Origin of the sequence: Tepidicaulis marinus, assembly GCF_000739695.1 — a bacterium.
GTDB classification, from domain to species: domain Bacteria; phylum Pseudomonadota; class Alphaproteobacteria; order Parvibaculales; family Parvibaculaceae; genus Tepidicaulis; species Tepidicaulis marinus.
Window position 1 is genome coordinate 13,720 of record NZ_BBIO01000012.1, and the last position, 24,842, is coordinate 38,561.

Sequence of the window (24,842 nt, forward strand, 5' to 3'; positions counted from 1 at the left end):
ACATGAGGCCGTCATCCCGGCCTCCGAGCCGGGATCCAGGCAGCTTTCCGAGAAAATTCCCTATCCCTTTCAGTGTCTTGGCGAAATGTTGCATCCCGCAACCGCTGGGGCTCTTGACATTCTGCCGCTTCGCCTCAACACTTAACCTTATGGTTAAGTATGACGATACCGCATTGGACCGCACTTTCGCCGCGCTCGCCGACCCGACCCGGCGTGCGCTGCTTGCCCGGCTGGAGGAAGCGGACGCGCCCCTCTCGGTCAGCGATCTTGCTCGGCCGTTCGACATGTCTCTGCCCGCCGTGATGAAGCATCTCAACGTGCTCACCGAGGCGGGGCTGGTCAGCCGTAACAAGAGCGGCCGGATCGTTTCTTGTGAACTTCAAGCGGGCCCCATGGAGGATGCCATGGACTGGCTCACCCGTTATGCGCGCTTCTGGTCCGACGGACTGGACCGCCTCACCGCTTTTGTGGAGACCGACACCCCATGTCCACCCAGCAACACACCAAACCGAGCCTCACGCTCAAAAGGCGCATCAAAGCCTCGCCGGAAAAAATCTTCGCCGCCTGGACCGAGCCGCAAAAAATGATGATGTGGTTCGGCCCGGAGAATGTGGAAACCAAGGAAGTCGATGCGGATGTGCGCATCGGCGGACGCTTCCGCGTGAAGATGCTGGAAAATACCGGCGACTGGCACGAAGTCTCGGGCGTTTACAAAGAGATCGTGGAGAACGCCAAGCTCGTGTTCTCCTGGGCCTGGATCACGACGCCCGAACGCGAAAGCCAGGTCACCGTCACGCTGAAGCCCGATGGGGAACAAACGATCCTCACCCTGCATCACGAACAACTCTTCGATGAAACCTCGCGCGACGGCCACATCCATGGCTGGACGGGATCTCTGGACAAACTGGAAGCCCTCTTCGCCTGATCCTTACCCGACTGAAAGGGAGAACTCCGATGGTACAGCATGCAACGGGAACACCGGCCGAATGGCTTAAAGCCCGCAAGGCCCTGCTCGAGCGCGAAAAACAATTCTCGCGCCTGCGCGATGAAATCGCCGAAGAGCGCCGCGCCCTGCCTTGGGTAAAGGTTGAAAAGCCTTACGTCTTCGACACGCAAGCGGGCAAGAAAACGCTGGGCGAGCTTTTCGGCAAGAACAGCCAGCTCATCATCTATCACTTCATGCTTGCGCCGGGCTGGGAGGCGGGCTGCAGCGGCTGTTCGTTTCTGGCCGATCACTTTGACAGCGCCAACCAGCACATCAAGCATCACGATGTGACGCTGATGGCCGTTTCCCGCGCGCCGCTGGGTGAAATCGAAGCCTATAAGAAACGCATGGGCTGGCAATTCGACTGGGCTTCATCGAATGGCAGCGATTTCAATTACGATTTTCATGTCTCTTTCCGCAAGGAAGACGTGGAAGCGGGCCGGGCAACTTACAATTTCGCGCCCGCCAGCGAAAACCCCGGTGAGGAAGCGCCCGGCTTCAGCGCCTTCTACCGGGATGAAAACGGCGATGTGTTCCACACCTATTCCTCCTATGCGCGCGGCAATGAAGAAGTGATTGGCGCTTATATGCTGCTCGATTTCGCACCCAAAGGGCGGAACGAGACCGAGATCATGGATTGGATGCGCCGGCACGACGAATACGAAGACGCCCCCGCCCGCAAAAGCGCGTAACGACCGGGCCGCACCAGACGCGGCAAGGCTCTTGATGCCGGTGTCCTCTTTCCCCTCAAGAGGACACCGGTCCTTTTAAACATTTTCCGGAAGGAAAACGAAAATGGCTGATGCTGCTTTGAAACTGACGGAAGAAGACGCCATCCGCGCGCTTATCGATGACTGGATAAAGGCCGCCAAAGCCGGTGATGTCGGCAAGATCATGACGTTATACACGCCCGATATCCGCGCCTTCGATGCCATTTCCAAGCTCGAGTTCAAAGGCTTGGAGGCTTACCGCACGCATTGGAAAATGTGCATGGAGATGATGCCGGGCAGCGAGATGATCATGGATCTGCATGACCTTGAAATCGAACAGAGCGGCGAGCTTGCGTTCGCGCACTACCTATCGCTTTGCGGCGGCACGGACGAAAAGGGCGAGACGCAGACAGGCTGGATGCGTGCCACCGTTTGCTGCCGCAAGACGGCGGAGGGTTGGAAAATTTCCCATGAGCATTATTCCTCGCCTTTCGATCCGGAAACGATGCAGATCATCAACGCTCGCTAAAACCTTAAGAAATGAGCGGGCAAGGCCCCGCCCATTTCTTCCATCAATTCCAGGAGTGGTACGAAATGGCAGAAAGAAACCGTGCGTCTATCCCCGTGCCGCGCATTGAAGAATTGGCAGCAAGCCGCATTGCCGGTATCGACCGGCACTACCGGGACGGCGACATGAGCGGTATCCCGGCCCAATGGGGCGAACTTGGCGCCCATGGCGATGTGCCCGGCAAAAAGGGCGATGCGCATTACGGCATCTGCCACGGCCTGAAGGGCGAAGGGATGCACTATCTATGCGGCGTCGAGATAGCGGCGGGAAGCAAGCTGCCCTTTCCCGGCTGGGAGGAGGTCAACCTTCCTGCAAGCAAATACGCCGTCTTCGAACATCAGGGCAGCGCCGCCGGTCTCCACCAGACGATCCACGCCATTTGGGAAAACTGGCTGCCGCATTCCGGCCTTTCCTTTGCCGATGAATATGATCTTTTCTTTGAAAAATACGGGCCCGATTTCGATGCCGCTACGGGGACAGGCCGCATCGAGATATGGATACCGCTCATCTGAAAAGCCGCATGTGCATTGGGCGCTCTTCTCCGGGGCTTGAAACTCCGCGCCCGAAGCGCTATTTCCTAAGCTCTTCCAAATGGAGGCTTGGAACCGATGCGTCACTAACCCGTCAGAACTGGTTTTCTTACCTTTTGTCGGGATATAGCCATGACGCGCGCGCTGCTTCGGGGCGAGGCACTTGCCTTCCATCTGCCAGATGGCAGAGCACTTTTTTCCAATATCGATTTCACCTTGAACACCGGTGCCCGCGCCGCGCTTGTCGCGCCGAACGGGCGGGGAAAGACGACGCTTGCGCAGCTTGCCGCAGGCCTTCGCCCGCCTGCTGCCGGGCTGATCACGGCCAATGGCACAGGCGCTTTCGTTTTTCAGGATACCGTTTATACCGGCGAAACACAGGTGGCCGATATTTTCGGCGCGAGAGCCTTGCTCGCTGCATTGAAGCGGGCAGAGCAAGGCAAAGCCAGTGCAGATGACATTGCACTGATCGGACAGAATTGGACCTTCAAGGAAGGCTTGCTGGCGCTTTTGGAAAGTGCCGGGCTCGGACGGCTCTCACTTACTCAGTCCTATGCCAGCTTAAGTGGCGGGGAAAAGATCCGTCTGCGCCTTCTGGCGGCCGCGCGCCTGAGGCCGGATTTTTACATTCTGGATGAACCGACGAACCATCTCGATTCCGCTGCCCGTGCATGGCTTTACGAATGGCTCAGCTCGGAAAAAGCTGCCTGGCTTTTGATCAGCCATGACCGCGAAGCGCTTTCCCATGCACAGGAGATATGGGAGCTGACACCGCGCGGTCGTCTCCACGTCTATAGCGGCCCTTATCACGCCTTCGACACGCAGCGGCGGCAAGCACAAGAAGCCGCGCAGCGCAGCCTCGCTGATGCAAAGAAGGATCAGACCCGCTTGCGCCTGCAGGCTCAAAATGCGCGCGAGCGGCATGAGCGGAATGCCGCGCGGGGAAAGAAAAGCAGGAGCGAGGGCAGCCAACCTAAAATTCTGCTCGATGCCCGAAAAGACCGCTCCGGCAAGACCGGTGCCCGCCTCGCCGCCATTCGTGAAATGCGCCTCGAAAGCGCGGCGGAACGGCTGCAAGAGGCCCAGCAAGAAATCGCCCCGCAAACACCCATTCAGTTCGATAGCGCCGCAACGCAAGTAACGCCCGGCGAAAAGGCTCTAACCATTGATGATCTGTCCTACACACGGGGCAGCAGAGAGATATTGCGCAAGGTGAAGCTGATGCTGAAGGGCCCGGCCCGCCTTGCATTATCCGGCCCGAACGGCGCGGGAAAGACGAGCTTGCTGCGCCTCATCGCCGGTCTTGCTCAGCCCTCGGCCGGCACGCTGCAGACCCACATCAAGCCTCACCTCATGAGCCAGGAAATGAGCGGCGCATTGGACGCAAGTCCGTTCGACCTTTGCCGGCGTCATTGGGGCAACGAGATGGGGCAAGATGAAATCCGAACTGCGCTTGCCCGGGCAGGTTTGCGGCGCGAGAAGGCGCTTCTGCCGCTTTCCGCACTAAGCGGCGGCGAGCGTATGCGCGCCCATCTCGTCCGTCTGCTGAACGGCCCCGCCCCTGCCCGGTTTCTATTGCTGGACGAACCGAGCAATCATCTCGATTTGGATGCACTGCATGCACTCGAGACCGCGTTGCAGGATTTCAAAGGCGCGTTGATCGTGGTGTCTCACGATCCCGTTTTTCTGAAAGCGGTGCAGCCTACTTGCGCACTGACATTGTCTGCGCCCTAGCGCTTTCTGGCGCGGTTTGCGTAAGGGTTCTTCGTTTTACGCATGAAGATGCGGATCGGCACGCCGGGCAGGCCGAAAGTTTTGCGCATGCTGTTGATGAGATAACGCTTGTAAGAGGGCGGCACTTCTTCGGCGCGGCTGGAAAAGATCGCGAAAGTCGGCGGGCGCGATTTGACCTGCGTAATATATTTCAGCGAAACGCGCCGCCCGCTTGCCGCCGGCGGCGGATGGCGGCCCACCGCCCCTTCCAGCCAGCGGTTGAGCTTGCCGGTGGAAACACGGCTGTTCCAGACCGTGTGCACTTCTTCGATGCGCGGCATCAGCTTGTCGGTGCCTTTGCCCGCCAGCGCCGAGAACGTGATGATCGGCACGCCGCGGATTTGCGGCAGAAGCCGGCCGAGCTTTTCCGTCAGGTCCGCCATCACGGCCTGCCCGTCCTCGATCAGGTCCCATTTGTTGACGGCGACGACAAGGCCGCGCCCTTCCTGCTCCACCAGATCGGCGATATGCAGGTCCTGCTTTTCGAAGGGAATGGTCGCATCGATCATCAGCACCACGACTTCGGCAAAGCGGATAGCGCGCAATGTGTCGGCGACGGAAAGCTTTTCGAGTTTCTCCGTCACCCGCGCGCGCTTGCGCATACCGGCCGTGTCGAAGAGCTTCACCTTGCGTCCGCGCCATTCCCATTCAACGCCAATGGCATCGCGGGTGATCCCGGCTTCCGGGCCCGTCAGCATCCGGTCCTCGCCGATCAGCTGATTGATCAGCGTGGACTTGCCGACATTGGGCCGGCCCACCACGGCAATGCGCAGCGGCGCTTCGAGGTCGGGCTCGAAAGGGGTTTCCGGGTCGAAGCCTTCTTCGTCCTCAAGCTCGGCTTCCTCGGTGATGGTGTCGGCGATCTCGCCTTCCTGCACGGCTTGCACGAGCGGCTGAAGAAGATCGTAAAGATCGCCAAGCCCCTGCCCGTGCTCGGCGGAAAGGGCGATGGGCGTGCCGAGGCCAAGCTCGTAAGCCTCCACCAGCCCGTCATGGGCAGCGTTGCCTTCGCATTTGTTCGCGGCAAGAACGACAGGCGCATCGGAGCGGCGCAGAAGCTGCGCGAAATGCCGGTCAAGCGGCGTTACCCCAGCGCGCGCATCGATCAGAAGCAGGCAAAGATCAGCTTCGGCAATGGCAAGGTCGGTCTGCTGGCGCATGCGCGCTTCCAGCGCATCGCCCTTGGCCTCTTCCAGCCCGGCGGTATCGACCACGGTGAATTCCAGATCGCCGAGCTTGCCCTCCCCTTCGCGCCGGTCGCGGGTGACGCCCGGCGTGTCGTCCACCAGCGCGAGCTTGCGCCCGACCAGACGGTTGAACAGGGTCGATTTGCCCACATTGGGGCGCCCGACAATGGCAAGCTTGAACGACAAGGGGTGAACCTTCTCTCTAAAACAAGTCCCGGAAATCAAATCCCGGCCAAAGGGGCGCCGGTTGGCCCGCCGCCTTTAGCGGAAGGCGGCCAGATCGCCGTCATCGGTCAGCACGTAAAGCGTGCCCTTGGCCACGATGGGAGCAATATAGACCGGTTCGTCGATATCGAACGAGCCCAGTTTTTCCCCGTCATAAGGCGAAACCGATATGAGGAGCCCGCGCGAGGAACCCAGCACCAGCCGGTCTCCGGCCAGAATGGGACCGCTCCATTGAATGGGATCGCGCCGGGCCTCTTCATTGCGGAAGCGGGCGAGCTGCGCAATCCAGCGCACGCGCCCGTCCCGGCGCGAGAGGCAGAGCAGTTCGGCTTCCGTGGTGACGAGATAAATGAAATCGCCCGCGACCCACGGCGTTTGCACGCCGGAAATGTTCCGCGTCCAGACGCGCTCGCCGGTGCGGATGTCGATGGCGACCATGCGCCCGGAATGAGAGACGGCATAAACGCGGCCCCGGTCGATCACCGGACGCCCGGCAATATCGTTGAGTTCCGTCAGCGAGCTGAGCGAGCCCGTGCGTGTCAGCGAGTCGCTCCAAAGCACGTTGCCGTTTTCCACCCGCAGCGCGAAAAGCTCGCCGGAGGAATAAGGCACGATGACGATGGAGCCAGACACCGCTGCGCTCGTCGCCGCCAGAATGCCGGCAGCCTCGGTAATGCCCTGATGGCGCCACAGGACTTGGCCATTTGCCGCCGCCAGCACCACCGTCTGATTGTCGGAGGTGATGGTGAAAACACGCCCGCCATTGACCGTCGGCGCGGCGCGGTAAGGCACGCCCACGCCCTGGCGCCAAAGCTCCTCGCCCGAGGCGGCATCGAGCGCCACAACCTGGCCGAAGCCGGTGGTGGCGAAAACCTTGCCGTCTTCAAATGCGACGCCGCCGCCGCGGCCTTCTTCGTCGTTTTCATTCTCCGGCGTCAGGTCGGCGCGCCAGAGCTGGCCGCCGCTTTGCGCATCGAAAGCGCGCAGATCCGCATCCGCATCGAGAACATAGACCCGGCCTTCGGCAATGATGGGCGCGCTGGCAAGCCGCGCAGAGCCGCCGGAACCTGCGCCCGCATCCCGCTTCCAGGCCATGTCGAGGGGACCTGCTTCCAGGTGGTGCAGAACGTTATCGGCAAAGCCGCCGGGCTGCGCCCAATTTTCGTTCTCATAAGGCTTGGGCAGAACGACGCGCAGATCGGCGATGCGCGGATCGGCTTCCAGCGACTGTTCGAGCGTCATGATCGAGATGCGCTCGCCGGGCAGTTTTTCTTCGTTGCCGCCTGCGGAGAACAGGTCCCCCACCGTTTCACATCCGGCCAGGCCGAAACCCAGCGCAGCGATCGTCACCCAGGCACCCCATCGAGACGTCATTCGCGGTTTCCCATTTTTTTCGCCAGTTTCTGTCATTGCCCGTTCCGGCATCCTATCCGGCCGGCCCGTTTCATTCATGCCCGGAAAATCACTCACCCGCAGGTACGTCCGCGCCCTCTTCGGGCGCTTGTTCGCCGGCTGCCGCGCTGCTCTCAAGCGCTTCAGCCGCTATTTTGGGGCTGATCAACGCGATCATGACATGCGCCCGGTCGCGCAGGCCCGGGGTTGCGGTGTTGTCGCGGGTGATTTCCTGAAAGAGCGAGCGGGCTTCGGCATATTCGCCTGCCTGATAAGCGCTCAGGCCCAGAAGTTCCCGCGCCAGATTGCGCCAGGGCTTGCCCTCGCCCGTCAGCCCCACAAGGCGCAGGCGGATATCGTCATGGCTCGCCTGGCCGATCAAAAGGCTTGCCGCCTTGATCTGGGCGAGTTCCTGAATGATCCCGCCTGCCGCGCCGTTGGAGGCAAGCTGCTCATAAACGGAGACCGCACCCTGACGGTCACCTTCCTCGGCCAGCGCCGCGCCGCGGCGAAGCTGCGCAAGGGCGGCGTAGCCCGCTGGGCTTTCCTCGGCAAGCGCCGCCAGCTTGTCGGCAGCCGCCTGCGGGTTTTCCTCGGCCTCCGCCAGCACCGCTTCATAGGCCAATGAGGCCTCTTCGGCCTCGGACAGGCTATAGGCGCGCCAGCCCACCACCGCAGCCGTGACAAGCACGATGCCCAGACCCAAGCCGACGACATAAATGCCGTATTTGTCCCAAATCTTGCGCAGCTCGTCGCGGCGCAGATCTTCTTCTACTTCACGGAAAATATCGCTCAACGGGTGTCTCCGGCACAGGCCATTCATCGGCGCGGCGGGCGCCGCGCATTTGTGCCGTAAGGTACAGAGCTTTCAAGGCGTTGGCAAACTTCGCGGGGGCGATTTTTCCCTTAAAACCGGGAAAAATCAGACCTCGCCGTCCACCTTCTTCATCTTGTAGGTATGCTCGGGAGCCGGAAAGGCCCGGCTACGCACTTCCTCGGCATATGCCTCGGCGGCGCCGGCAATGGCCGCGCCCATGGTCGCATATTCCTTGACGAATTTCGGCGGGCGGGGCGAAAGACCCAGCATATCTTCGAGCACCAGAATCTGCCCGTCACAGGCAGAAGAGGCGCCGATGCCGACGGTGGGAATGTCGATCAGGCCGGTCAGGCGCGCGGCGAGCGGCTCGGCCACCCCTTCCACGACCACGGCGAAGGCGCCCGCTTCGGCCACGGCCTTGGCATCTTCCTCGATGGCGGCCCACTCGTCCTTGGTGCGCCCTTGTGTCTTGAAGCCGCCCATGACCTGTGTCGATTGCGGGGTCAGGCCGATATGGGCCATGACGGGGATGCCCCGGTCCACGAGATAGCGGATCGTCTCGGCGGTGCGCGCGCCGCCTTCCACCTTCACGGCCGTGCAGCCGGTTTCCTTGATCACCCGCACCGCGTTGCGGAAGGCGATTTGCGGCGATTCTTCATACGTGCCGAAGGGCATATCGACGACGACAAGCGCGCGCTCCGTGCCACGCACCACGGCCGAGCCATGAGCGATCATCATATCGAGCGTGACGCCAAGGGTGGTTTCCATGCCGTACATCACCATGCCCAGGCTATCGCCCACGAGAATGAGATCGACATAAGGGTCGATATAGCGGGCGGTATGGGCGTGATAGGCCGTGAGCGAAACGATCGGCTGACCGTTCTTGCGGGCACGGATTTCCGGAACGGTGATGCGTTTAACCTTGGCGTGGACGGACATGACACTCACTCCTTCTCGGGCAGGCCCATAGGCGCTTGCCATATGCGAAAGCTGCTCCGATTGCCGCTACCTCAACAAATAGGCGCCGAACATAGCCCTGCAAGGCAGGAGGCGGCTCACAAAGCATAGCCGTTGAAATTGCGCTGCGATTTCGGATGATCGTGCGGCGCGCCCGGTGACGCGCCCTGTCTCTATCTCGTCTGGTGGGCGGAGCCTAGCCCGCCGGACCGGCAAATGCAAATATGCTAAAAATGTCCGTTTTAAGCCATTTTTGCGTGAGTTTCCGGGGCGCGTCTGGCCCGTTAACGGTCGTAAACGTCGCCTGCCCCGCTCATGCCCATCCCGTCATTCATGCCCGAAAGATCGCGGTAGGCGATGGAGAGAATGGCGACGGAAGTGATCTGAAAGAGGATGATATATAGCGCCTGCAGCCCGATGGCCACGACAATGCCGCCCGGGATGAGCGAGACAAGCGCACCGACAACGTTCAGCGCAATGGCGATCACCATGATGAAAAGCATGTTCAAAATGATCATGCCGAGCAGCCGCCAGAAATTGCCCTTCGTGATCTCCAGAATGGCGCGGGCATTGAGCGGCTCGCCGATCGCCACCGCCGGCAAAAGCAGCGCGAGGCGGACCGAGTAATAAACGGCGGCAATGGCCAAAACCAGGGCAAGAATGGCAAGGCCGAAAGAAAGCGCGGTATCGCCGCTCACAGGATCGGCAAGCGCCCCGCTGACCATGGCAACGAGGAAGGCAGGCAGCGCCAAGAGCACGAGAAAGATCGAGGCGAGCAAGAACACCGCTTCCCGGCGGCCGAAATGGAAATTGACCGCGCCCGCGCCCCTGTCCCCCAAGAGCACGAAGCGGTGCCAGGCCACGGCGATCATCGGCCAGGTGAAAAGCCCGACCAGCATGAGCAGAACGATGGGCAGGGAAAAGGCCTCCGTGACGCTGATCAAAGAGTCCGGGTCCTGCTGCTGCAACTCCTCAAGGCGGCGCTGCAGAAAAGCCTGCTGGGCGATATTGGCGATAATGTAGATCGTGACGGGCAGCCAGACGAGTTTCACCAGATCGAGGAAATGCGAATAGGCGCCGCGATAGGCCTCCATGACGGTGCCGACAACATCCAATTTCCGCATCTACTGATCCTTCGTCTTTGCTTTCGATTGGCCGCTCTTATTGCTGGGCGCCCGCGTCCCAGGCCTTGTCTTTATATTCGCCGCTTTCCGGATTGAGCTCATAGGCTTTCAGGAAATCGGCGCGCGCTTCGGCCTCTTTGCCCTGGGCTTCATAGATCGAGCCGCGCACATAATAAGAGGCGGCTCGCTCCGGCTGAAGTTCCAGCGCCCGGTTGATGTCGGCCAGCGCTTCGACAAGCTTGCCCGATTCGCGGTAGGCATTCGCCCGGTTCGCCAGAACCAGCGCATCATCCGGAGCAATGCCCAGCGCGGCGGTATAATCGACAATCGCCATTTGCAGGTTGCCGGTCTTCTTATGCGCCACACCGCGGTTGAGAAGCGCCGTCACCTTGTCCGGCGGCGCCAGATCGCCGGATTGGATCGCCCGGCTGCAATAATAGATGGCGAGACGCTCATCACCCCCCGGTTTGAACTGCTCGAAACAGGCCAGATTGTCGGCATTGCCATCAGCCAGCGCCGGTGCACCCGCCCCGGTCATTGCCCCTGCCGAAATAAGTGTTGCCGCCCAAAACCCCGAAATACGCCGCATCTTCAATTCCTTCTCATCGCTCGCGCTCGCCAAGCAGAGACAGAGTACCTATTTCGCCAATGAGAAGAAATAGATCATCTTGGCCCCGAAAACGAAAAGGCCGGGCGCTTGCGCCCGGCCTTCGCTCATGTCTGTTTGCCTGTCTTAGAAATAGACGTGGATACCGGCAATGAATGTATCGGTCTTCACCGACTGGTCGGAGGTGACCTGAATATTCACAAGCGGCGCGAAGCCGTGATTGCGCACATATTCAAGACCGATCGAGAAATTTTCGTCGATATGGGTTTCAAGCCCGAGCGCCATCTGTTCCATGAATTCAAACTCCGAGCCGTTCGGGCCGAAATCGCCGCGGCTATACACAGCGGAATATTCGGTCGGATAGGAAAGGATCGAATCCTTGTAACGGCCCTGCACGGTGAGCGCCTCCACCTTCTCGCCCGTGGCCGGCCAGTCTTCGAGCGTGGTCGTGTATTCGGCCATCACATCGAAGGGGCCCCAGCCGAGGGTCAGGTTGGCGTCCACCGCCGCGTTATCCGAGCGCGTCTGGCCCGCCGCCATAGCGCTCGTGTGGTGCGGGATGACGGTGTTGTAGATCGTGCGGTGCAGATAACCGAGACCGCCTTTCAGCCGCACGCCGTTGCCGAGGTCCACGGCCTTCGTGGCATTGAGCGCATAATTGCCGAAGAAGTCGCTGCCTTCGGTATCGGCGGTGCGCTGATGGCGCCCTTCCGGAATGATCGTGCCGACCACATGCCAGCCATCATAAACCGCGCCGACGCCGAGGACCGGGTCTTTCGACAGAGCCCAAAAGAAGTGCGTATTCATGTTATGCGTGAACGGATTGTAGGTCGACATGTCGCCGAAATCGATCGTGTTACGGCCGAAATAGGCATAGAGCGGAAAGCGGTCGAGATTACCGACAACACCGAAAGCCTTGCGAAGCTGAATGTCTTCCTCGCCCGGATAGCGCGTGTCGATATATTCAAGCTGCGCATAACCGGTCAGCCAATCCCCCGCCGACACCGCCGCGCCCCAGGCGGCATCGTTCACGATCCACTGCGTATCCGAGCTGCCGGTGTGCTGGCCCGGCAGGCGGGAGAGGATCGGGAACTTGCCATCCGTATTCGTGCGCTCATAAACGACCGTGCCGGTGAAGCCCGCGCCGAACTTGATGCCGACATTGGGCAGCGCCCCGGCCTGGCGGGCACGCAGCAATTCAAGCGGCTTGCCTTGCACATATTCCTGGAAGTCGGTCATGCGCTCGAAAATTTCGAGCCGCGTCTTGGCGGCCCCGTCATCGAGCATCGCTTCATCGGCATTCGCCGGAAGCGCGGGGCCGCGCAGGCCCAGTTCATTCGCCCCTGCCGTGCCACCGGCAAAGGCAACCATGCCCAGCCCAAAGGCCAGGACTCTCATTGTTTTTCTTTTCATGATTCTTCATCCCCAAAAAATCGTGGGGATGTGTAACCCGGGTAAGGTTAAAGTCGATTAAACGAATGACTTTATTCTGTGCAGAAATACTGCCATTTGCAGAGGTTATACGCCGCTTCAAACATAAGTATAAAGCAGCGGCACGCCGGATTACTCTTCGGCGTAATTCAAGTGAAAGATCACGCCGTCAAAACCGATGAAAGCTTCCATCGCATTTTCACTGGTGAGCATCGTCAGCCGGTCGCCGTTCTTCTCGCAGGCAATATCATGCTCGAGAAATTGCCCGCCGGAAAGCCCGGCTTCGGCGTAAGGGATGTTATCCGGGTCTTGCATGAACCCGGCAACATCGCGGACTTTGTAAGAAAGGCTGAGGCCTTCGAAATTACAGTTGAAGAACGGACCCTCGGCAAAACCTTTCTCGAAATATTGTGTGCGGCCGAGATGGGCATCCGCGCCTTCCGCGTCCATCGCGGAGATCGGGCGGAAGGTATAGCTGTCAACCACCCAGGTTCCGTCGAGCCTCGGGACCGGCTCCGCCGAAAGTTCTGCGCTAAAACTTGCCGCAAGCGCCAATGCCGCCGCCGCTTTTATCCACCGTCTCATCCGCCTCTCCCCTGATTGCCCCTTCACTATGGCGCAGGGGGCAAAGCAGCGCTAGTCGGCTTTGCTGTCATGCGGGCGGGAAAACTCAACCTCCAGAATGATGTCCACTTCATCGCCGACACCGAAATCGGACCCCGGCGCAGGAATGCCGTTGGCAATGCCATACTCGGAGCGTTTGAGACTTCCCGTTGCGGAAAAACCGATGCGGGAATTGTCGGGATCGTATTCGTGGCGTTCATAGCCGCCATTATAGGTGGCATTGAGGGTAAGCGGCTTCGTCACCCCGTGCAGCGTAAAGTCACCGATAATCTTGGCGCTGTTTCCGCCCGTCGGCTCGATCTCTTTCGAAACGAAAGAGATTTCCGGAAACTGGGCCGCATCCAGCCAGTCGGGCCCGAGAAGCTGAGCATTGAAATCGTGATCCATTTCCTCCACCGGAAAATCCGTTTCGAGCGAGGTGGGATCGACCTTCGCCGTCACATGCGCAGCTTGCGGATTTTCCGGGTCGAAGAAGAGTTCCGCATCGAATTTCGTGAAGCGCGCCGTGTACATCGAAAAGCCCAAATGGCTAACCCGGAAGATGAGGCTCGCATGGGATTTATCGAGCTCGTAGGTACCGGCCGGGATTGCCGCCTGCTCTTCAGCGCCTGCCGAGCGCGCCGCGCCGGTGAACACCATGAGCGAGGCAAAGGTCACCAGCACGCATCCAACCAATATCCGTTTCATTGTTATCCCCTTGCCGTTACTGCCCGTCATAGGCTTGCTTGAGGGCCGCGATATCGAACTTCTTCATTTTCATGAAAGCCTGTGTGACGCGCGCCGCGCCCTCCGGATCACCGCGAAGCAATTGCGGCAGCACATCCGGCACGATCTGCCAGGAAAGACCGTATCTGTCTTTCAGCCAGCCGCAGGGACCTTCCTCCCCGCCTTCCGACAGGCGCGTCCAATAATAATCCACTTCTTCCTGATCGGCGCAACCGACCTGCAGCGAGACCGCTTCGGTGAAAGGAAATTGGGGGCCGCCATTCAGCGCGGTAAAGCGCTGCCCGTCCAGCTCGAACTCGACGGTCATCACCGTGCCTTCGTCTTTGCCGTGGATATCTTTGCCTTCTCCGGTGTAGCGGGCGACGGTGCCGATGCGGGAATTGGCGAAGATCGACACGTAATGCTTTGCCGCCTCCTCCGCTTCTTTGTCGAACCAGAGACACGGCGTGATTTTCTGTATCTTGCCGGACATGAGGGACCACCTCCTCTTTTCGGGCTATCGGGTGAAGATTTATTCAGGCGTTTGCGTATTCACGATCCAGGGAATGCCGAACTTGTCGCGCAACATGCCGAAGGCAGGCGAGAAGAAAGTCTCGCCGATCGGCATCGTCACCTCCGCGCCTTTAGAAAGGGCGCCGAAAACCTGCTTCGCTTCTTCCGGGGTTTTGCCGTTGAAGCAGACCCGGAACCCTTGCGGGCGCTCGTAGGTGCCCGGCTCATCGGAGGCCATCAATTGAAAGCCGTCTTTTTCAAGGCAGATATGCGCGATCTTCTGGCTGATATCGCCCGCCCCTTCTTCGCTCGCCGGGCCGCCATCCGGCGTATCACCGAATGTCAGGGAGAAAACGATCTCCGCCTTCAGGCAATCTTTGTAAAAGTCGAATGCCTCGCGGCAATTGCCGTCGAAAAACAAATAGGTGTTCAGTGACATACTCATCTCCCAGTTAAGTGCGTTTGGCGTGCGGGCCCTTTAATTCTCGGCAATGGCTTTGAGCGCGCTCAGCCCCGCTTCAAAATCCGGTCCCACCATCTTCTCCATGCTCATGAAGACCGAGATGAGTTTTCCGGTGAAATTTTGCGTTCCATACATCGCCCAGGTGACATGTGTTGCCTCACCCTCCGGCGTGAGGCGGAACTCGGCTTTATGGCGCGCCTTCATGGGCGAGAAGAATTCCAGATCGATGTCGAGCGCTGACGGGGAAACCGCATTCGTCACTTCCATCCGGCCATGGCCGATGTTCCGGTTCCCTTCCCATTCATAGCGCGCGCCCTTGCCGCGCGGCGGACCGCTATAAAGGCGTTTCATGTCCGGGTCTTTCTTTTCCCAGGGAGACCAGGCTTCCCAGTTTTTGAAATCGCCGATCAGCGCAAAGATTTTTTCGGGCGGCGCGGCGATGCGGATGCTGCGCTCGATGCGGAATGTGTCGGGCCGCGTCGCCGCATAACCCGCCACCGCGCCCGCCGCCACAATCAGCAGGAGGCCGGCTGCGATGAAACCCGTCATCAGGGGCGATCCGGCCATCATTTCTTTTCCTCTTCCGATGCGAGCAAATAAGCCTCGAGCCGTCCCAGACTCTCATCCCAGAATTGCCGGTAATGTTCGAGCCAGGCCGCCACATCTTTCAAAGGCCCCGGATCGAGTTTGCAGGGCCGGTACTGCGCCTTGCGACCGCGCGTGATGAGCCCTGCCTTTTCCAGCACCTTGAGATGTTTGGAGACGGCGGGCTGGCTCATATCAAAGGGCTCGGCGAGCTCGCTGACCGACGCCTCGCCCGAGGCAAGCCGGGCCAAAATGGCCCGCCGTGTCGGGTCGGCCAGCGCTGCGAGGGTTTGACTGAGGCGGTCCGGCACCATGTGAATAACCATTTAGTTATTTAACTTATTGGTTATTTACAGCGCGTCTGGCTGCCCGTCAAGGGCAAACGGACCTATGGGCCAGTAAAACCGCCCGGCGCTGCTTCATGCGGCAATGACCAGCCGAAATAGACCTCGACGGCATGAACGGCGCCATCGCGCACGGTCAGCACTTCGGTGTTGCGGAACCTGCGGCCGTCATACGTCTCGCCTTCATAAGTGACGATCACCTCGTCGCCCGTCTCTACCGCACGGACGAAGTGGAACGCGGCAATGGTTTCATGGTTGGGCCAACAGTGGGCGAAATAGGTTTCCCTGCCGATGCCATTGTCGAGCGGGCTGGTAAAGCTGAAATCCTCGGCGATCAGCCGTTCGATGGCCGCGCGGTCATCATTGACGTAAGCCTCGAACGCGGCCTTGGCGACAGCGGTCTTGGGGAGGGCCGTGCTCATGGCCTTTCCTTTCTGCCTCAGAAACGATCATCAGTCGCGCCCCTCCGGCGCACCGAGCGGGAAGAGATGGCGGTAAGGGCGCGCCTCATCGAGGGCACGGGCATAACTCGGCCGGGCAAGCAGACGCGTGCGGTAGGCCCGGACCTCCTTGAAGGCAGGGTCGATGGGATGCGTCCAATCGGCGTAAAGCAGCATGGGCGCGGCGGCGCAGTCGGCCAGGCTGAAGCTCTCTCCCGCCGCCCATTCGCGCCCTGCCATGCGCTTTTCAAGAACGGCGTAAGCGGTTTCCAGCTCCCGGCGCCAAGGGACGCAGGCCTCGCTATCGGCGCTGCCGCCTTTCAGCACGGCGTAAACGATCTGCTGCTGAGGCGCGGCGATATAATTGTCGAAGAACCTGTCCCACATGCGCACCTCCGCAGCCTCCAGCGGGTCTTGCGGAATGAGCCGCGCGGCGCCGGGATAGCGCGCTTCCAGATATTCGATAATGCCCGTTGCCTCGAAGATCAGACGGTCTTCATCCACCGCCACGGGAAATTTCTTCACCGGCCAGAGCGCCGCGAACTCGCTTGCCACCGGCTCGCTATTGTCGAGGAGCTTGACGGTGAAAGGCACCTCCTTCTCATAGAAAGCGGTTATCGCCTTCTGGCTGTAGGACGAAAAGGGATGAAGATAGACGATTAGCGTCATGGGTCTGCTCCTCATTTCGGGGCAATGCCTGCCTCAATCACACCACTTGCATTTCGCAAGCAGTTGCGAGGCTAGCAAACCGTATTTATAATGCAAGCAGTTTTAAAGGAGCGCAGATGGAAAAACCGGTCCGGTCGGGCTGTCCGATCAATTTGACATTGGAGACATTGGGGGACCGCTGGAGCCTCATTGTCATTCGCGACATTATGTTCGGGAACCGCCGCCATTACCGCGATCTTCTCAACAACTCCGAGGAAGGCATCGCCTCGAACATTCTGGCCGACCGGCTGAAGAAACTCACCGAGGCGGGGCTCCTCTCCGCCGCGCCCGACCCATCCCACAAGCAGAAGACGATTTACAGCCTCACCGAACCTGCCATCGAGCTCGTGCCGCTGCTCGCGCAGATGGGCGCCTGGGGCCGGCGGCACACGCCCGCCTCACGCGAACTTTCCATCCGCGCACAATTGCTTGAAGAGGGCGGCCCGCCGATGTGGAACGCTTTCATGAAGGAGCTGCGCGCCCTACATTTGGGCGCGCGCCCTCCCCGCCGTTCCGTTACACGTGAGCTCAACGCTGCCTATGAAGCGGAACTGGTGGCGGGCAAAGACTAGCCGCTCCCGGCTTGCCTCTTTCAAAGGATGTCCTTCCCGTGGACGAAATCGAATTCCTATCCCTTAGCGATATCGACGAAGCCGAAATCATTGCGCTGATGAACAATCCGCTGGTCGGCAAGCAGATGCCGCTGCTGGCGGGCGGCTTTTCGGCGGAAGATTGCCGGGCCTTTCTCGCCGCAAAACAAAAGCTCTGGGATGAGCACGGTTTCGGCCCCTGGGCCTTCCGCATCAACGGCGCTTTTGCGGGCTGGGGCGGCCTGCAGCCGCAAGACGGGGATGCCGATTTTGGGCTAGTGCTGCATCCGGATTACTGGGGCTGGGGCTGGAAGATCTTCAAAAAAATGCGGGAGAAGGCCTTCGGGCCCATGCAGCTTGCCTCGATCACGATCCTGCTGCCGCCAAGCCGGCCCAACACGAAAGCGGTGCGCCGGGGCGGCTTTGTGCAGGACGGCGAGCTCGTTGTTGGCGGCGCGCGCTTTTTGCGCTTCCGCCTCAAAAACCCGGCGCTTTAACCCAGCGCTATTGCACTTCGGCCAGATGCCCCCGCATCTCGTCCGTATCGATCATGAAGGAATGATGGGTGCCGCGCAGGCGGTCCGGCACCGTCCAGCCGGGCTCCGTGCCCGTCATATCGGGCAGTTCATGGGCAATGCCTTTGTGGCAGTCGATGCAGGTACGTTGGCCGGAGAGCAGAAATTCGGTGTGAATTTCCGCCGCCCGCGGCGACTGGCGCGACAGGTCCATCGCCACGGCGGAGTGGCAATTGCGGCATTCCAGACTGTCATTGGCTTTCAGCCGCGCCCATTCGCGCTTGGCCATGGTCAGGCGGTGATCGAGGAATTTCTGCCGCGTGTCGATCGTGCCGAAAATCTTGCCCCAAACTTCCTTCGAAGCCTGCATCTTGCGGGCGATCTTATCCGTCCAATTATGCGGCACGTGGCAGTCGGGACAGCCCGCGCGTACGCCCGAGCGGTTGGAGAAATGCACGGTGCGGGAAAGTTCGACAAAGACGTTCTCGCGCATCTCGTGACAGGAGACGCAGAACGCTTCGGTATTGGTAATCTCAAGCGCTGTGTTGAAGGCGCCCCAGAAAATCACCCCGCCGAGGAAACCGCCCAGCGTCAGAAAGCCGAGCCCCAGCGTTCCGGCGGGTGTCCACAGCACTTTCCAGAACCAAATAAACGGCCACAGAATCCGGTCCATCTCACTCGCTCCCCGCGCCTTTGGCACCCATTTCCGACATGTCCGTGAAGGTATTGTCGATGAGCGGGGCGGTGTCGGCCTGCGGCACATGGCACTGGGTGCAGAAATAGCGGCGGGGCGAAACGTCGGCGAGCATCTGTCCGTCCCGCGTCATGTAATGGGTGACCGAGATCATCGGCGCGCCGGAACCCAGCGAATGTTCGCGCTTATGGCAGGTCAGGCAGCGGTTCGCATTCACCGAGAGCTGATAGCCCTCGATGGAATGGGGAATGATCGGCGGCTGCTCGGGATAGGCGCGCATCAGGCGCTTGTCATCGGCCACATATTGCTCCAGCGCCTCGGCCGGCATCGAGGCCATGGGATCGTTCGCGGGGCCGGTCAGTTCCGGCACGTTCTGCGCCACGACGACGCTAGCGGCGAAGCAGATGGCGGTCAGGGTGAGTGCAAACAGTCTCATGTCACGGCCTCGATTCTGACGGCGCATTTCTTGAAGTCGGTCTGCTTGGAAATCGGATCGGTCGCATCCAGCGTCACTTTATTGATGAGCTGGCTCGCATCGAACCACGGCACGAAGATGACACCCGGCGGCATCCGGTTACGCCCGCGCGTTTCGATGCGCGAGCGGATTTCCCCGCGCCGCGAGATGATGCGCACTTCCATACCCTGATTGAGGCCGCGCTCGCGCGCATCGAGCGCATTCATGAAAACCTTGGCGCCGGGAAAGGCCTTGTAAAGCTCGGGCACGCGCATGGTCATGGAACCGGAATGCCAGTGCTCGAGCACCCGGCCCGTCACCAGCCACATGTCGTATTCCTCATCCGGACTTTCCGCCGGTGGCTCGTAAGGTACGGCAAGGATGACGGCGCGTCCGTCCGGCCTGCCGTAAAACTCGACGCCTTTACCTTTTTTCACATAAGGATCATAGCCTTCGCGGAAGCGCCAGCGCGTTTCCTTGCCATCGACCACCGGCCAGCGCAGCCCGCGCACCTCATCGCTTTGATAGGTGTCGTAAGGGGCAAGGTCGTGGCCATGGCCGCGCCCGAAGCTGGCATATTCCTCGAAAAGGCCTTTCTGGATGTAAAAGCCGAAATCATGGGCTTCCTGGTTGGCGTAATCCTCCCGCACGTCGGAAAGCGGATATTTATCGACATTGCCGTTGGCAAAGACCACATCGAAAACCGTCTTGCCTTTATACTCGGGGTTTGCGTCCAGAATTTCCTTCGGCCACACCTCTTCCACCGTGAAGCGCTTGGAAAATTCGGCGAGCTGCCAAAGGTCCGAGCGTGACTCGCCCGGCGCATCGACCAATTGATGCCAGGCATGGGTACGCCGCTCGGCGTTCCCGTAAACGCCTTCCTTCTCCACCCACATGGCCGCGGGCAGCACAATATCGGCGGCCATCGCCGTCACCGTCGGATAGGCGTCCGAGACAACGATCATATTGTCCGGGTTGCGGTAGCCCTGATAAGTCTCGTTGGCGGAGTTGGGGGCGGCCTGCAAATTGTTGTTCACCTGCACCCAATAGAAATTGAGCACCCCGTCCTTCAGCATCCGGTCTTGCTGCACGGCATGGAAACCGGGCTTGGTGTTGAGCAGCCCATGGGGCAGGTTCCAAAGCTCTTCGGCATGTTTCACATGTTCGGGGTTCGTCACCACCATGTCGGCCGGCAGGCGGTGCGCGAAGGTGCCCACTTCCCGCGCCGTGCCGCAGGCCGAGGGCTGACCTGTGAGCGAGAAAGGCGAATTACCGGGCTCGGAAATTTTCCCCGTCAGAAGGTGGATATTATAGACCATCTGATTGGCCCAGACGCCGCGCACATGCTGGTTGAAGCCCATGGTCCAGAGCGACATGACTTTCTTTTTGGGGTCGGCATAAAGCTCGGCCAGCTCTTCAAGGAAACCGGGCTCGACGCCGGAAAGCTCGCTTACATAATCGAGCGTGTATTCGGAGACATGCTCCTTGAAACTTTCAAAGTCGGAGTCTTCCATGAGCCCGGCATTGCCCGCGCCTTTCGCGGCAAGCTGCAAGGGATGTTCATCGCGCAGCCCGTAGCCAATATCCGTCTGGCCTTTCTTGAATGTTGTGTGGTTTTTGACGAACTCCTCGTTCACCGCGCCGGACTGGATGATGTGATTGGCGATGTAATTGAGAATGGCCAAGTCCGTACCCGGCTTGAAGACGATGGGAATGTCGGCAAGGTCCATCGAGCGGTGCGTGAAAGTGGAAAGCACCGCGCATTTCGTACCGGGCGTGCCGAGCCGCCGGTCCGCGAGCCGCGTCCAGAGGATCGGGTGCATCTCGGCCATATTCGAGCCCCAGAGCACGAAGGCATCGGCATGTTCGAAATCGTCGTAAACGCCCATCGGCTCGTCGATGCCGAAGGTGCGCATGAAGGCCGCCGCCGCCGAGGCCATGCAGTGCCGGGCATTCGGGTCGAGATTGTTGGAGCGGAAGCCCGCGCGCATCAGCTTGGAGGCGGCATAGCCTTCCATCACCGTCCATTGGCCGGAACCGAACATGCCGATCCCTTCCGGCCCCTTTTCGGCGAGCACCTTTTTCACGCGCGCGGCCATCGTGTCGAATGCCTCATCCCAGGAGACGGGCTCGAACTCGCCCTCCTTGTCGAAGACGCCGTTCTTCTTGCGCATGAGCGGCGTCGTCAGACGGTCCTTGCCATACATGATCTTGGAGAGGAAATAGCCTTTGACGCAGTTAAGGCCCCGGTTGACCTCATGCTGCATGTCGCCGTGGGTGGCAACGACCTTGCCTTCCTTGACGCCGACCATGACGCCGCAGCCCGTGCCGCAAAACCGGCACGGCGCTTTCGACCATTTGATTTTCAGTGCTTCCACCCCGCCCGGCACGGGCTGGGCCATGGCTTCGAGCGGAATGCCCGCGGCGGAGGCGGCGAGCGCGGCGGCATGGGCTTTGAGAAGCTGGCGCCTGTTGAGATCGGCTGTCATATCGTTTCCTCCACCTCTTCGGCATGCTCGAACACCATGTTCGCGGCCAGAACGCCCGGCATGAGGCTGATCTCTGTCAGCCGGTCGCCCAGCGCGCCGGTGCTCGCCCCTTCGATCGTGACAATGATGCGGCTTCCATCCCGGCCGAAAATATCCACGCCTTCGAGCCTATCCACTGCATCCAAAACGCCGTTCATCTCCCCCGGCTTAACGGAGATGACGGCGGATGAAACATGCCAACGCTGGCCGGGCACAGGCTCGTCAGACATGGACTTCTTCCTTTTCGTCAGAAATTTCGAAGGCCTCGATGGCATCCGCCGGGCACGGGCCGATGCAGGCGCCGCAGCTTGTGCAGGCCTCAGCATCGAGGCGCGGCAGAAACGGCCCGCCCATGCGCGGCTCCATCCGGATCGCGCTTTCGGGGCACACATCGCGGCAGGTCATGCAAGCTATGCCCGCTTTGGCAAGGCAGCCTTCGCCAATGCGCACGCCGTGCGCCATCTCAAAAGGGGTTTGAAAAACCGGTTCGGGGCAAGCCTCAGCACAGGCGCCGCAAAAGGTGCACTCGCCTGCAGACGGGGCAAGCTCCACGCCGCTTTTGCTGATCAGAAGAATGTTTTCTGGACAGGCATCCGCGCACTTTCCGCAGCGCGTGCAGGCGCTCACCGACTGCGCGGTAACGCCCGGCGGGTGCGCGGCGAACGGGCTCCGCTCAACATGTCCCGCGCTGCCGGTTAAGAACTGGCGCCGCGATATGTTGGCGGAGGCCGGCATGATCAATACCCTGCCGGCGGTCCCGGCGGACCGGCTATGAGTTGAAACATCCAGACCAGAAATCCGAAGCCGCCGACAACGCCGACTGCCACGATCGGCCATATTCCAAAGGCGAGCGCCAGAAAGATGAGCATCTCCCTGCGGCGTTCCGCAATATTGGGCGGTCCGTCGGCCTCTTCTGACGAGCTACCAGTCATGTGACCCTCCCCAGGGCATCCCTTCACATCAGCTCTTCATGCAAGCCTATCGGAAACGCGGCACAATTCAATGACTGCACCTTAATAAAGATGCGAATTTGCGTTTCTCAAAACACAACTTACGCATGTAATGGTTGTGCGAAGGCAGTTTGCTGCGCACCTTGCCTTGCTCATATAAAGCGGCAAGTGCAATGTCCCGGAAGGGACCAAAGACGGCTGCCTTTAACAAAGGAGTGCACGGTATGAGCGAAGTGGTTCTGACCACATTCGATTGGGTTCCCGACTTGCCACGCGGTTATGTGCGCGACCTTCGTGTGCGCTGGGCGCTGGAAGAAGCGGGCTTGCCTTACCGTGTCGAGAGCGTGCCGTTCGGCGAGCGCGAGGCGGCGCATTTTGCTCATCAGCCTTTCGGGCAAGTGCCCTGGCTCACCGACGGTGATCTTTCGATCTTCGAAAGCGGCGCCATCCTTCTGCACCTGGGCGAACAGAGCGAAGCTTTGATGCCCGCCGCACAACATGAACGCAGCGCGGTCATCGAATGGTTGTTCGCCGCGCTCAATTCGGTGGAGATGGCCAGCCTGCCCTGGTCCATCCTGATTTTCTCCGACGTGCCGAAAGACACGCCCGCCTGGGAACGGTTCGATGAGTTTCTCAACGCCCGGCTCCGGCATTTGGAAACGGTGCTGGCGGCGCGTGAATGGCTGACGGACAGTTTTTCGATTGCCGACATTCTCATGTCGGATGTGCTGCGCCTGGTGGACCGTTTCGACGGGCTTGCAAACTACCCCGCCTGCAAATCCTATACCGCGCGGGCCACCGCCCGTCCCGCCTTCAAGAAAGCCTATGCGGACCAGATGGCGCATTTCGCGGCAGCAGACTGAGCGGGCTTATTCCCACTCGATCGTCCCGGGGGGTTTCGAGGTCACGTCATAGACGACACGGTTGATGCCGCGCACTTCGTTGATGATGCGCGTCGAAACCCTGCCGAGGAAATCGTGAGAGAAAGGGAAATAGTCGGCGGTCATACCGTCCGTCGAGGTGACGGCGCGCAGGGCGCAGACGTAATCGTAAGTGCGACCATCGCCCATCACGCCCACCGTGCGCACCGGCAAGAGCACGGCAAAGGCCTGCCAGATTTCATCGTAAAGGCCTGCCTTGCGGATTTCATCGAGATAGACCGCATCGGCCTTCTGCAGGATGGCGACCTTTTCCCGCGTGATCTCGCCCGGAATGCGGATGGCAAGACCGGGGCCGGGAAACGGATGGCGGCCGACAAATTCTTCCGGCAGGCCGAGCTCACGGCCAAGCGCGCGCACTTCGTCTTTGAAAAGCTCACGCAGAGGCTCGACGAGCTTCATGTTCATGCGCTCCGGCAGCCCGCCCACATTGTGGTGGCTCTTGATCGTCACCGACGGCCCGCCCGTGAATGAAACGCTTTCGATCACATCCGGATAGAGCGTGCCTTGAGCCAGAAAATCCGCGCCGCCGATTTTCTTTGCTTCTTCTTCGAAGACGTCGATGAAGGTCGCGCCGATAATCTTGCGCTTCTGCTCCGGATCGCTCACCCCTTCCAGCTTGCCGAGGAAGAGGTCCGAGGCATCGGCATGGACGAGAGGAATGTTGTAATGATCGCGGAAGAGCGTGACGACCTGCTCCGCCTCCCCGGCGCGCATGACGCCGGTATCGACAAACACACATTGCAGCTGATCGCCGATCGCTTCATGCAGCAGCACGGCGACGACGGAAGAATCGACGCCGCCCGAAAGTCCGCAAATGACGCGCCCGCTGCCCACCTGCTCGCGCACCTTGCGGATTTCGGTTTCCTTGAAGGCGGCCATGGTCCAGTCGCCCACACAGCCTGCGATCTTGTGGGTGAAGTTTTTCAGGATCTCCGCGCCGCGCGGCGTGTGCATCACTTCGGGGTGAAACTGCACGCCGTAGAATTTCTTCTCGTCATTGGCGATTGCCGCAAAAGGCGCGCCGCTTGAAACGGCAACGGCCTTGAAGCCGGGCGGTAGCGCCACCACCCGGTCGCCATGACTCATCCAGACAGGTTCGATATCGCCAAGCTTGAAAAGCCCGTCGAAAAGCGCGCACTCATCGACGATTTCGATGGTTGCCCGGCCGAATTCCTGATGGTCGTGCCCTTCCACCTTGCCGCCGAGCTGGGCGCACATGGCCTGCTCGCCGTAGCAGATGCCGAGCAACGGGATACCTGCCTCGAACACCGCTTGGGGCACGCGGGGCGTATCTTCCGCCGTCACGCTGGCCGGGCCGCCGGAGAGGATCACGGCTTTCGGCGCGAATTCCTTGAAGACGTCCCCGGCCTTGTTGAAAGGCACGATCTCGCTGTAAACGCCGCTTTCGCGCACGCGCCGCGCAATGAGCTGGGTTACCTGGCTGCCAAAATCGATAATAAGAATACGGTCGGTCATGAGGTC

The 24,842-nt window shown here is 60.3% G+C and carries 31 protein-coding genes and 1 pseudogene; 9 read left to right on the forward strand and 23 right to left on the reverse strand.

What is annotated here, in order from left to right:
• Nucleotides 1–173: 173 nt before the first annotated feature.
• The 6 genes from M2A_RS17795 to M2A_RS11395 all read left to right on the forward strand — a co-directional run bounded on the left by M2A_RS17795 (nucleotide 174) and on the right by M2A_RS11395 (nucleotide 4,527).
• Nucleotides 174–587: an ArsR/SmtB family transcription factor gene (locus M2A_RS17795; protein ID WP_244444439.1), complete on the forward strand. Its 414-nt coding sequence runs from the start codon at nucleotides 174–176 to the stop codon at nucleotides 585–587.
• Entirely contained in the window at nucleotides 485–925 is a 441-nt protein-coding gene (locus tag M2A_RS11375) for an SRPBCC family protein (RefSeq protein ID WP_045447464.1), read from the forward strand. The genes M2A_RS17795 and M2A_RS11375 overlap by 103 nt, the downstream gene beginning before the upstream one ends.
• Nucleotides 926–954: 29 nt before the next feature.
• A complete protein-coding gene (locus tag M2A_RS11380; protein WP_045447466.1) occupies nucleotides 955–1,677 on the forward strand; it encodes a DUF899 domain-containing protein in 723 nt (240 codons plus the stop codon).
• 103 nt (nucleotides 1,678–1,780) lie between these two features.
• Nucleotides 1,781–2,224 carry a YybH family protein gene (locus M2A_RS11385; protein ID WP_052379425.1) on the forward strand — a complete coding sequence of 148 codons (444 nt, stop codon included), beginning with the start codon at nucleotides 1,781–1,783 and terminating at the stop codon, nucleotides 2,222–2,224.
• Nucleotides 2,225–2,289: 65 nt separating this feature from the next.
• Nucleotides 2,290–2,775 (forward strand): GyrI-like domain-containing protein, encoded by a 486-nt coding sequence (locus M2A_RS11390; RefSeq protein WP_045447672.1) that lies wholly within the window; start codon nucleotides 2,290–2,292, stop codon nucleotides 2,773–2,775.
• A gap of 150 nt (nucleotides 2,776–2,925) precedes the next feature.
• Entirely contained in the window at nucleotides 2,926–4,527 is a 1,602-nt protein-coding gene (locus M2A_RS11395; protein ID WP_045447468.1) for an ATP-binding cassette domain-containing protein, read from the forward strand.
• On the opposite strand, the gene der is transcribed toward M2A_RS11395, so the two are convergent.
• From der to M2A_RS11470, 15 genes are all read right to left on the reverse strand, one after another.
• The gene (der, locus tag M2A_RS11400; protein WP_045447470.1) at nucleotides 4,524–5,939 is read right to left on the reverse strand and encodes a ribosome biogenesis GTPase Der; all 1,416 of its coding nucleotides are present in this window, start codon (nucleotides 5,937–5,939) and stop codon (nucleotides 4,524–4,526) included. The genes M2A_RS11395 and der overlap by 4 nt on opposite strands.
• A 75-nt stretch (nucleotides 5,940–6,014) precedes the next feature.
• Complete coding sequence (locus M2A_RS11405) at nucleotides 6,015–7,352, reverse strand: PQQ-like beta-propeller repeat protein (RefSeq protein ID WP_045447477.1); 1,338 nt, start codon at nucleotides 7,350–7,352, stop codon at nucleotides 6,015–6,017.
• An 88-nt stretch (nucleotides 7,353–7,440) separates the two neighbouring features.
• Complete coding sequence (locus M2A_RS11410) at nucleotides 7,441–8,166, reverse strand: tetratricopeptide repeat protein (protein ID WP_052379427.1); 726 nt, start codon at nucleotides 8,164–8,166, stop codon at nucleotides 7,441–7,443.
• 126 nt (nucleotides 8,167–8,292) lie between these two features.
• Nucleotides 8,293–9,126 (reverse strand): 3-methyl-2-oxobutanoate hydroxymethyltransferase, encoded by an 834-nt coding sequence (panB, locus tag M2A_RS11415; RefSeq protein ID WP_045447479.1) that lies wholly within the window; start codon nucleotides 9,124–9,126, stop codon nucleotides 8,293–8,295.
• A 302-nt stretch (nucleotides 9,127–9,428) separates the two neighbouring features.
• Nucleotides 9,429–10,268, reverse strand: coding sequence for a hypothetical protein (locus tag M2A_RS11420; protein ID WP_045447481.1), 840 nt, complete (start codon nucleotides 10,266–10,268; stop codon nucleotides 9,429–9,431).
• A gap of 37 nt (nucleotides 10,269–10,305) precedes the next feature.
• Entirely contained in the window at nucleotides 10,306–10,857 is a 552-nt protein-coding gene (locus tag M2A_RS17450) for a tetratricopeptide repeat protein (RefSeq protein WP_052379428.1), read from the reverse strand.
• A 144-nt stretch (nucleotides 10,858–11,001) separates the two neighbouring features.
• Complete coding sequence (locus M2A_RS11430) at nucleotides 11,002–12,288, reverse strand: hypothetical protein (RefSeq protein ID WP_197052917.1); 1,287 nt, start codon at nucleotides 12,286–12,288, stop codon at nucleotides 11,002–11,004.
• 150 nt (nucleotides 12,289–12,438) lie between these two features.
• Nucleotides 12,439–12,891 carry a hypothetical protein gene (locus tag M2A_RS11435; RefSeq protein WP_156101742.1) on the reverse strand — a complete coding sequence of 151 codons (453 nt, stop codon included), beginning with the start codon at nucleotides 12,889–12,891 and terminating at the stop codon, nucleotides 12,439–12,441.
• Between the two features lie 51 nt (nucleotides 12,892–12,942).
• On the reverse strand, nucleotides 12,943–13,617 hold the full coding sequence (locus M2A_RS11440; RefSeq protein WP_197052918.1) for a YceI family protein: 675 nt from the start codon (nucleotides 13,615–13,617) through the stop codon (nucleotides 12,943–12,945).
• Between the two features lie 16 nt (nucleotides 13,618–13,633).
• Nucleotides 13,634–14,128, reverse strand: a complete 495-nt coding sequence (locus tag M2A_RS11445; protein ID WP_156101743.1) for a VOC family protein — start codon at nucleotides 14,126–14,128, stop codon at nucleotides 13,634–13,636.
• Nucleotides 14,129–14,167: 39 nt separating this feature from the next.
• Entirely contained in the window at nucleotides 14,168–14,587 is a 420-nt protein-coding gene (locus M2A_RS11450; RefSeq protein WP_045447495.1) for a VOC family protein, read from the reverse strand.
• A 39-nt stretch (nucleotides 14,588–14,626) separates the two neighbouring features.
• Complete coding sequence (locus M2A_RS11455; protein WP_244444441.1) at nucleotides 14,627–15,178, reverse strand: SRPBCC family protein; 552 nt, start codon at nucleotides 15,176–15,178, stop codon at nucleotides 14,627–14,629.
• The gene (locus M2A_RS11460; protein WP_045447498.1) at nucleotides 15,178–15,510 is read right to left on the reverse strand and encodes an ArsR/SmtB family transcription factor; all 333 of its coding nucleotides are present in this window, start codon (nucleotides 15,508–15,510) and stop codon (nucleotides 15,178–15,180) included. Before M2A_RS11460 ends, M2A_RS11455 begins: the two co-directional genes overlap by 1 nt.
• Before the next feature lie 74 nt (nucleotides 15,511–15,584).
• A complete protein-coding gene (locus M2A_RS11465; RefSeq protein ID WP_045447501.1) occupies nucleotides 15,585–15,962 on the reverse strand; it encodes a nuclear transport factor 2 family protein in 378 nt (125 codons plus the stop codon).
• A gap of 30 nt (nucleotides 15,963–15,992) precedes the next feature.
• Nucleotides 15,993–16,649, reverse strand: coding sequence for a glutathione S-transferase family protein (locus M2A_RS11470; protein WP_045447502.1), 657 nt, complete (start codon nucleotides 16,647–16,649; stop codon nucleotides 15,993–15,995).
• Between the two features lie 116 nt (nucleotides 16,650–16,765).
• Here M2A_RS11470 and M2A_RS11475 point away from each other — a divergent pair, with 116 nt between their 5' ends.
• Nucleotides 16,766–17,260 carry a winged helix-turn-helix transcriptional regulator gene (locus M2A_RS11475; RefSeq protein WP_045447505.1) on the forward strand — a complete coding sequence of 165 codons (495 nt, stop codon included), beginning with the start codon at nucleotides 16,766–16,768 and terminating at the stop codon, nucleotides 17,258–17,260.
• A gap of 38 nt (nucleotides 17,261–17,298) precedes the next feature.
• Nucleotides 17,299–17,775 (forward strand): GNAT family N-acetyltransferase, encoded by a 477-nt coding sequence (locus M2A_RS11480; RefSeq protein WP_197052919.1) that lies wholly within the window; start codon nucleotides 17,299–17,301, stop codon nucleotides 17,773–17,775.
• A gap of 7 nt (nucleotides 17,776–17,782) precedes the next feature.
• Here the strand turns inward: M2A_RS11480 and M2A_RS11485 are convergent, their stop codons facing one another.
• The 7 genes and pseudogenes from M2A_RS11485 to napE all read right to left on the reverse strand — a co-directional run bounded on the left by M2A_RS11485 (nucleotide 17,783) and on the right by napE (nucleotide 22,401).
• Nucleotides 17,783–18,466: a NapC/NirT family cytochrome c gene (locus M2A_RS11485; RefSeq protein WP_045447508.1), complete on the reverse strand. Its 684-nt coding sequence runs from the start codon at nucleotides 18,464–18,466 to the stop codon at nucleotides 17,783–17,785.
• A gap of 1 nt (nucleotide 18,467) precedes the next feature.
• A complete protein-coding gene (locus M2A_RS11490; protein WP_081875584.1) occupies nucleotides 18,468–18,950 on the reverse strand; it encodes a nitrate reductase cytochrome c-type subunit in 483 nt (160 codons plus the stop codon).
• Complete coding sequence (gene napA / locus M2A_RS11495; protein WP_045447514.1) at nucleotides 18,920–21,430, reverse strand: periplasmic nitrate reductase subunit alpha; 2,511 nt, start codon at nucleotides 21,428–21,430, stop codon at nucleotides 18,920–18,922. The genes M2A_RS11490 and napA overlap by 31 nt, the downstream gene beginning before the upstream one ends.
• A complete protein-coding gene (locus M2A_RS11500; protein ID WP_045447517.1) occupies nucleotides 21,427–21,699 on the reverse strand; it encodes a chaperone NapD in 273 nt (90 codons plus the stop codon). The genes napA and M2A_RS11500 overlap by 4 nt, the downstream gene beginning before the upstream one ends.
• Nucleotides 21,692–21,874, reverse strand: coding sequence for a 4Fe-4S binding protein (locus M2A_RS18370; protein ID WP_244444447.1), 183 nt, complete (start codon nucleotides 21,872–21,874; stop codon nucleotides 21,692–21,694). The genes M2A_RS11500 and M2A_RS18370 overlap by 8 nt, the downstream gene beginning before the upstream one ends.
• 84 nt (nucleotides 21,875–21,958) lie before the next feature.
• Nucleotides 21,959–22,204 (reverse strand): annotated as a pseudogene (locus M2A_RS18375) (4Fe-4S dicluster domain-containing protein); the annotation flags it as partial.
• Between the two features lie 2 nt (nucleotides 22,205–22,206).
• Complete coding sequence (napE, locus tag M2A_RS11510; protein WP_045447523.1) at nucleotides 22,207–22,401, reverse strand: periplasmic nitrate reductase, NapE protein; 195 nt, start codon at nucleotides 22,399–22,401, stop codon at nucleotides 22,207–22,209.
• 242 nt (nucleotides 22,402–22,643) lie between these two features.
• On the opposite strand from napE, the gene M2A_RS11515 reads away from it, so the two are divergent.
• The gene (locus M2A_RS11515; protein WP_045447526.1) at nucleotides 22,644–23,282 is read left to right on the forward strand and encodes a glutathione S-transferase family protein; all 639 of its coding nucleotides are present in this window, start codon (nucleotides 22,644–22,646) and stop codon (nucleotides 23,280–23,282) included.
• A gap of 6 nt (nucleotides 23,283–23,288) precedes the next feature.
• Here M2A_RS11515 and guaA read toward each other — a convergent pair whose 3' ends face one another.
• A complete protein-coding gene (guaA, locus tag M2A_RS11520) occupies nucleotides 23,289–24,836 on the reverse strand; it encodes a glutamine-hydrolyzing GMP synthase (protein ID WP_045447529.1) in 1,548 nt (515 codons plus the stop codon).
• Between the last annotated feature and the right edge of the window lie 6 nt (nucleotides 24,837–24,842).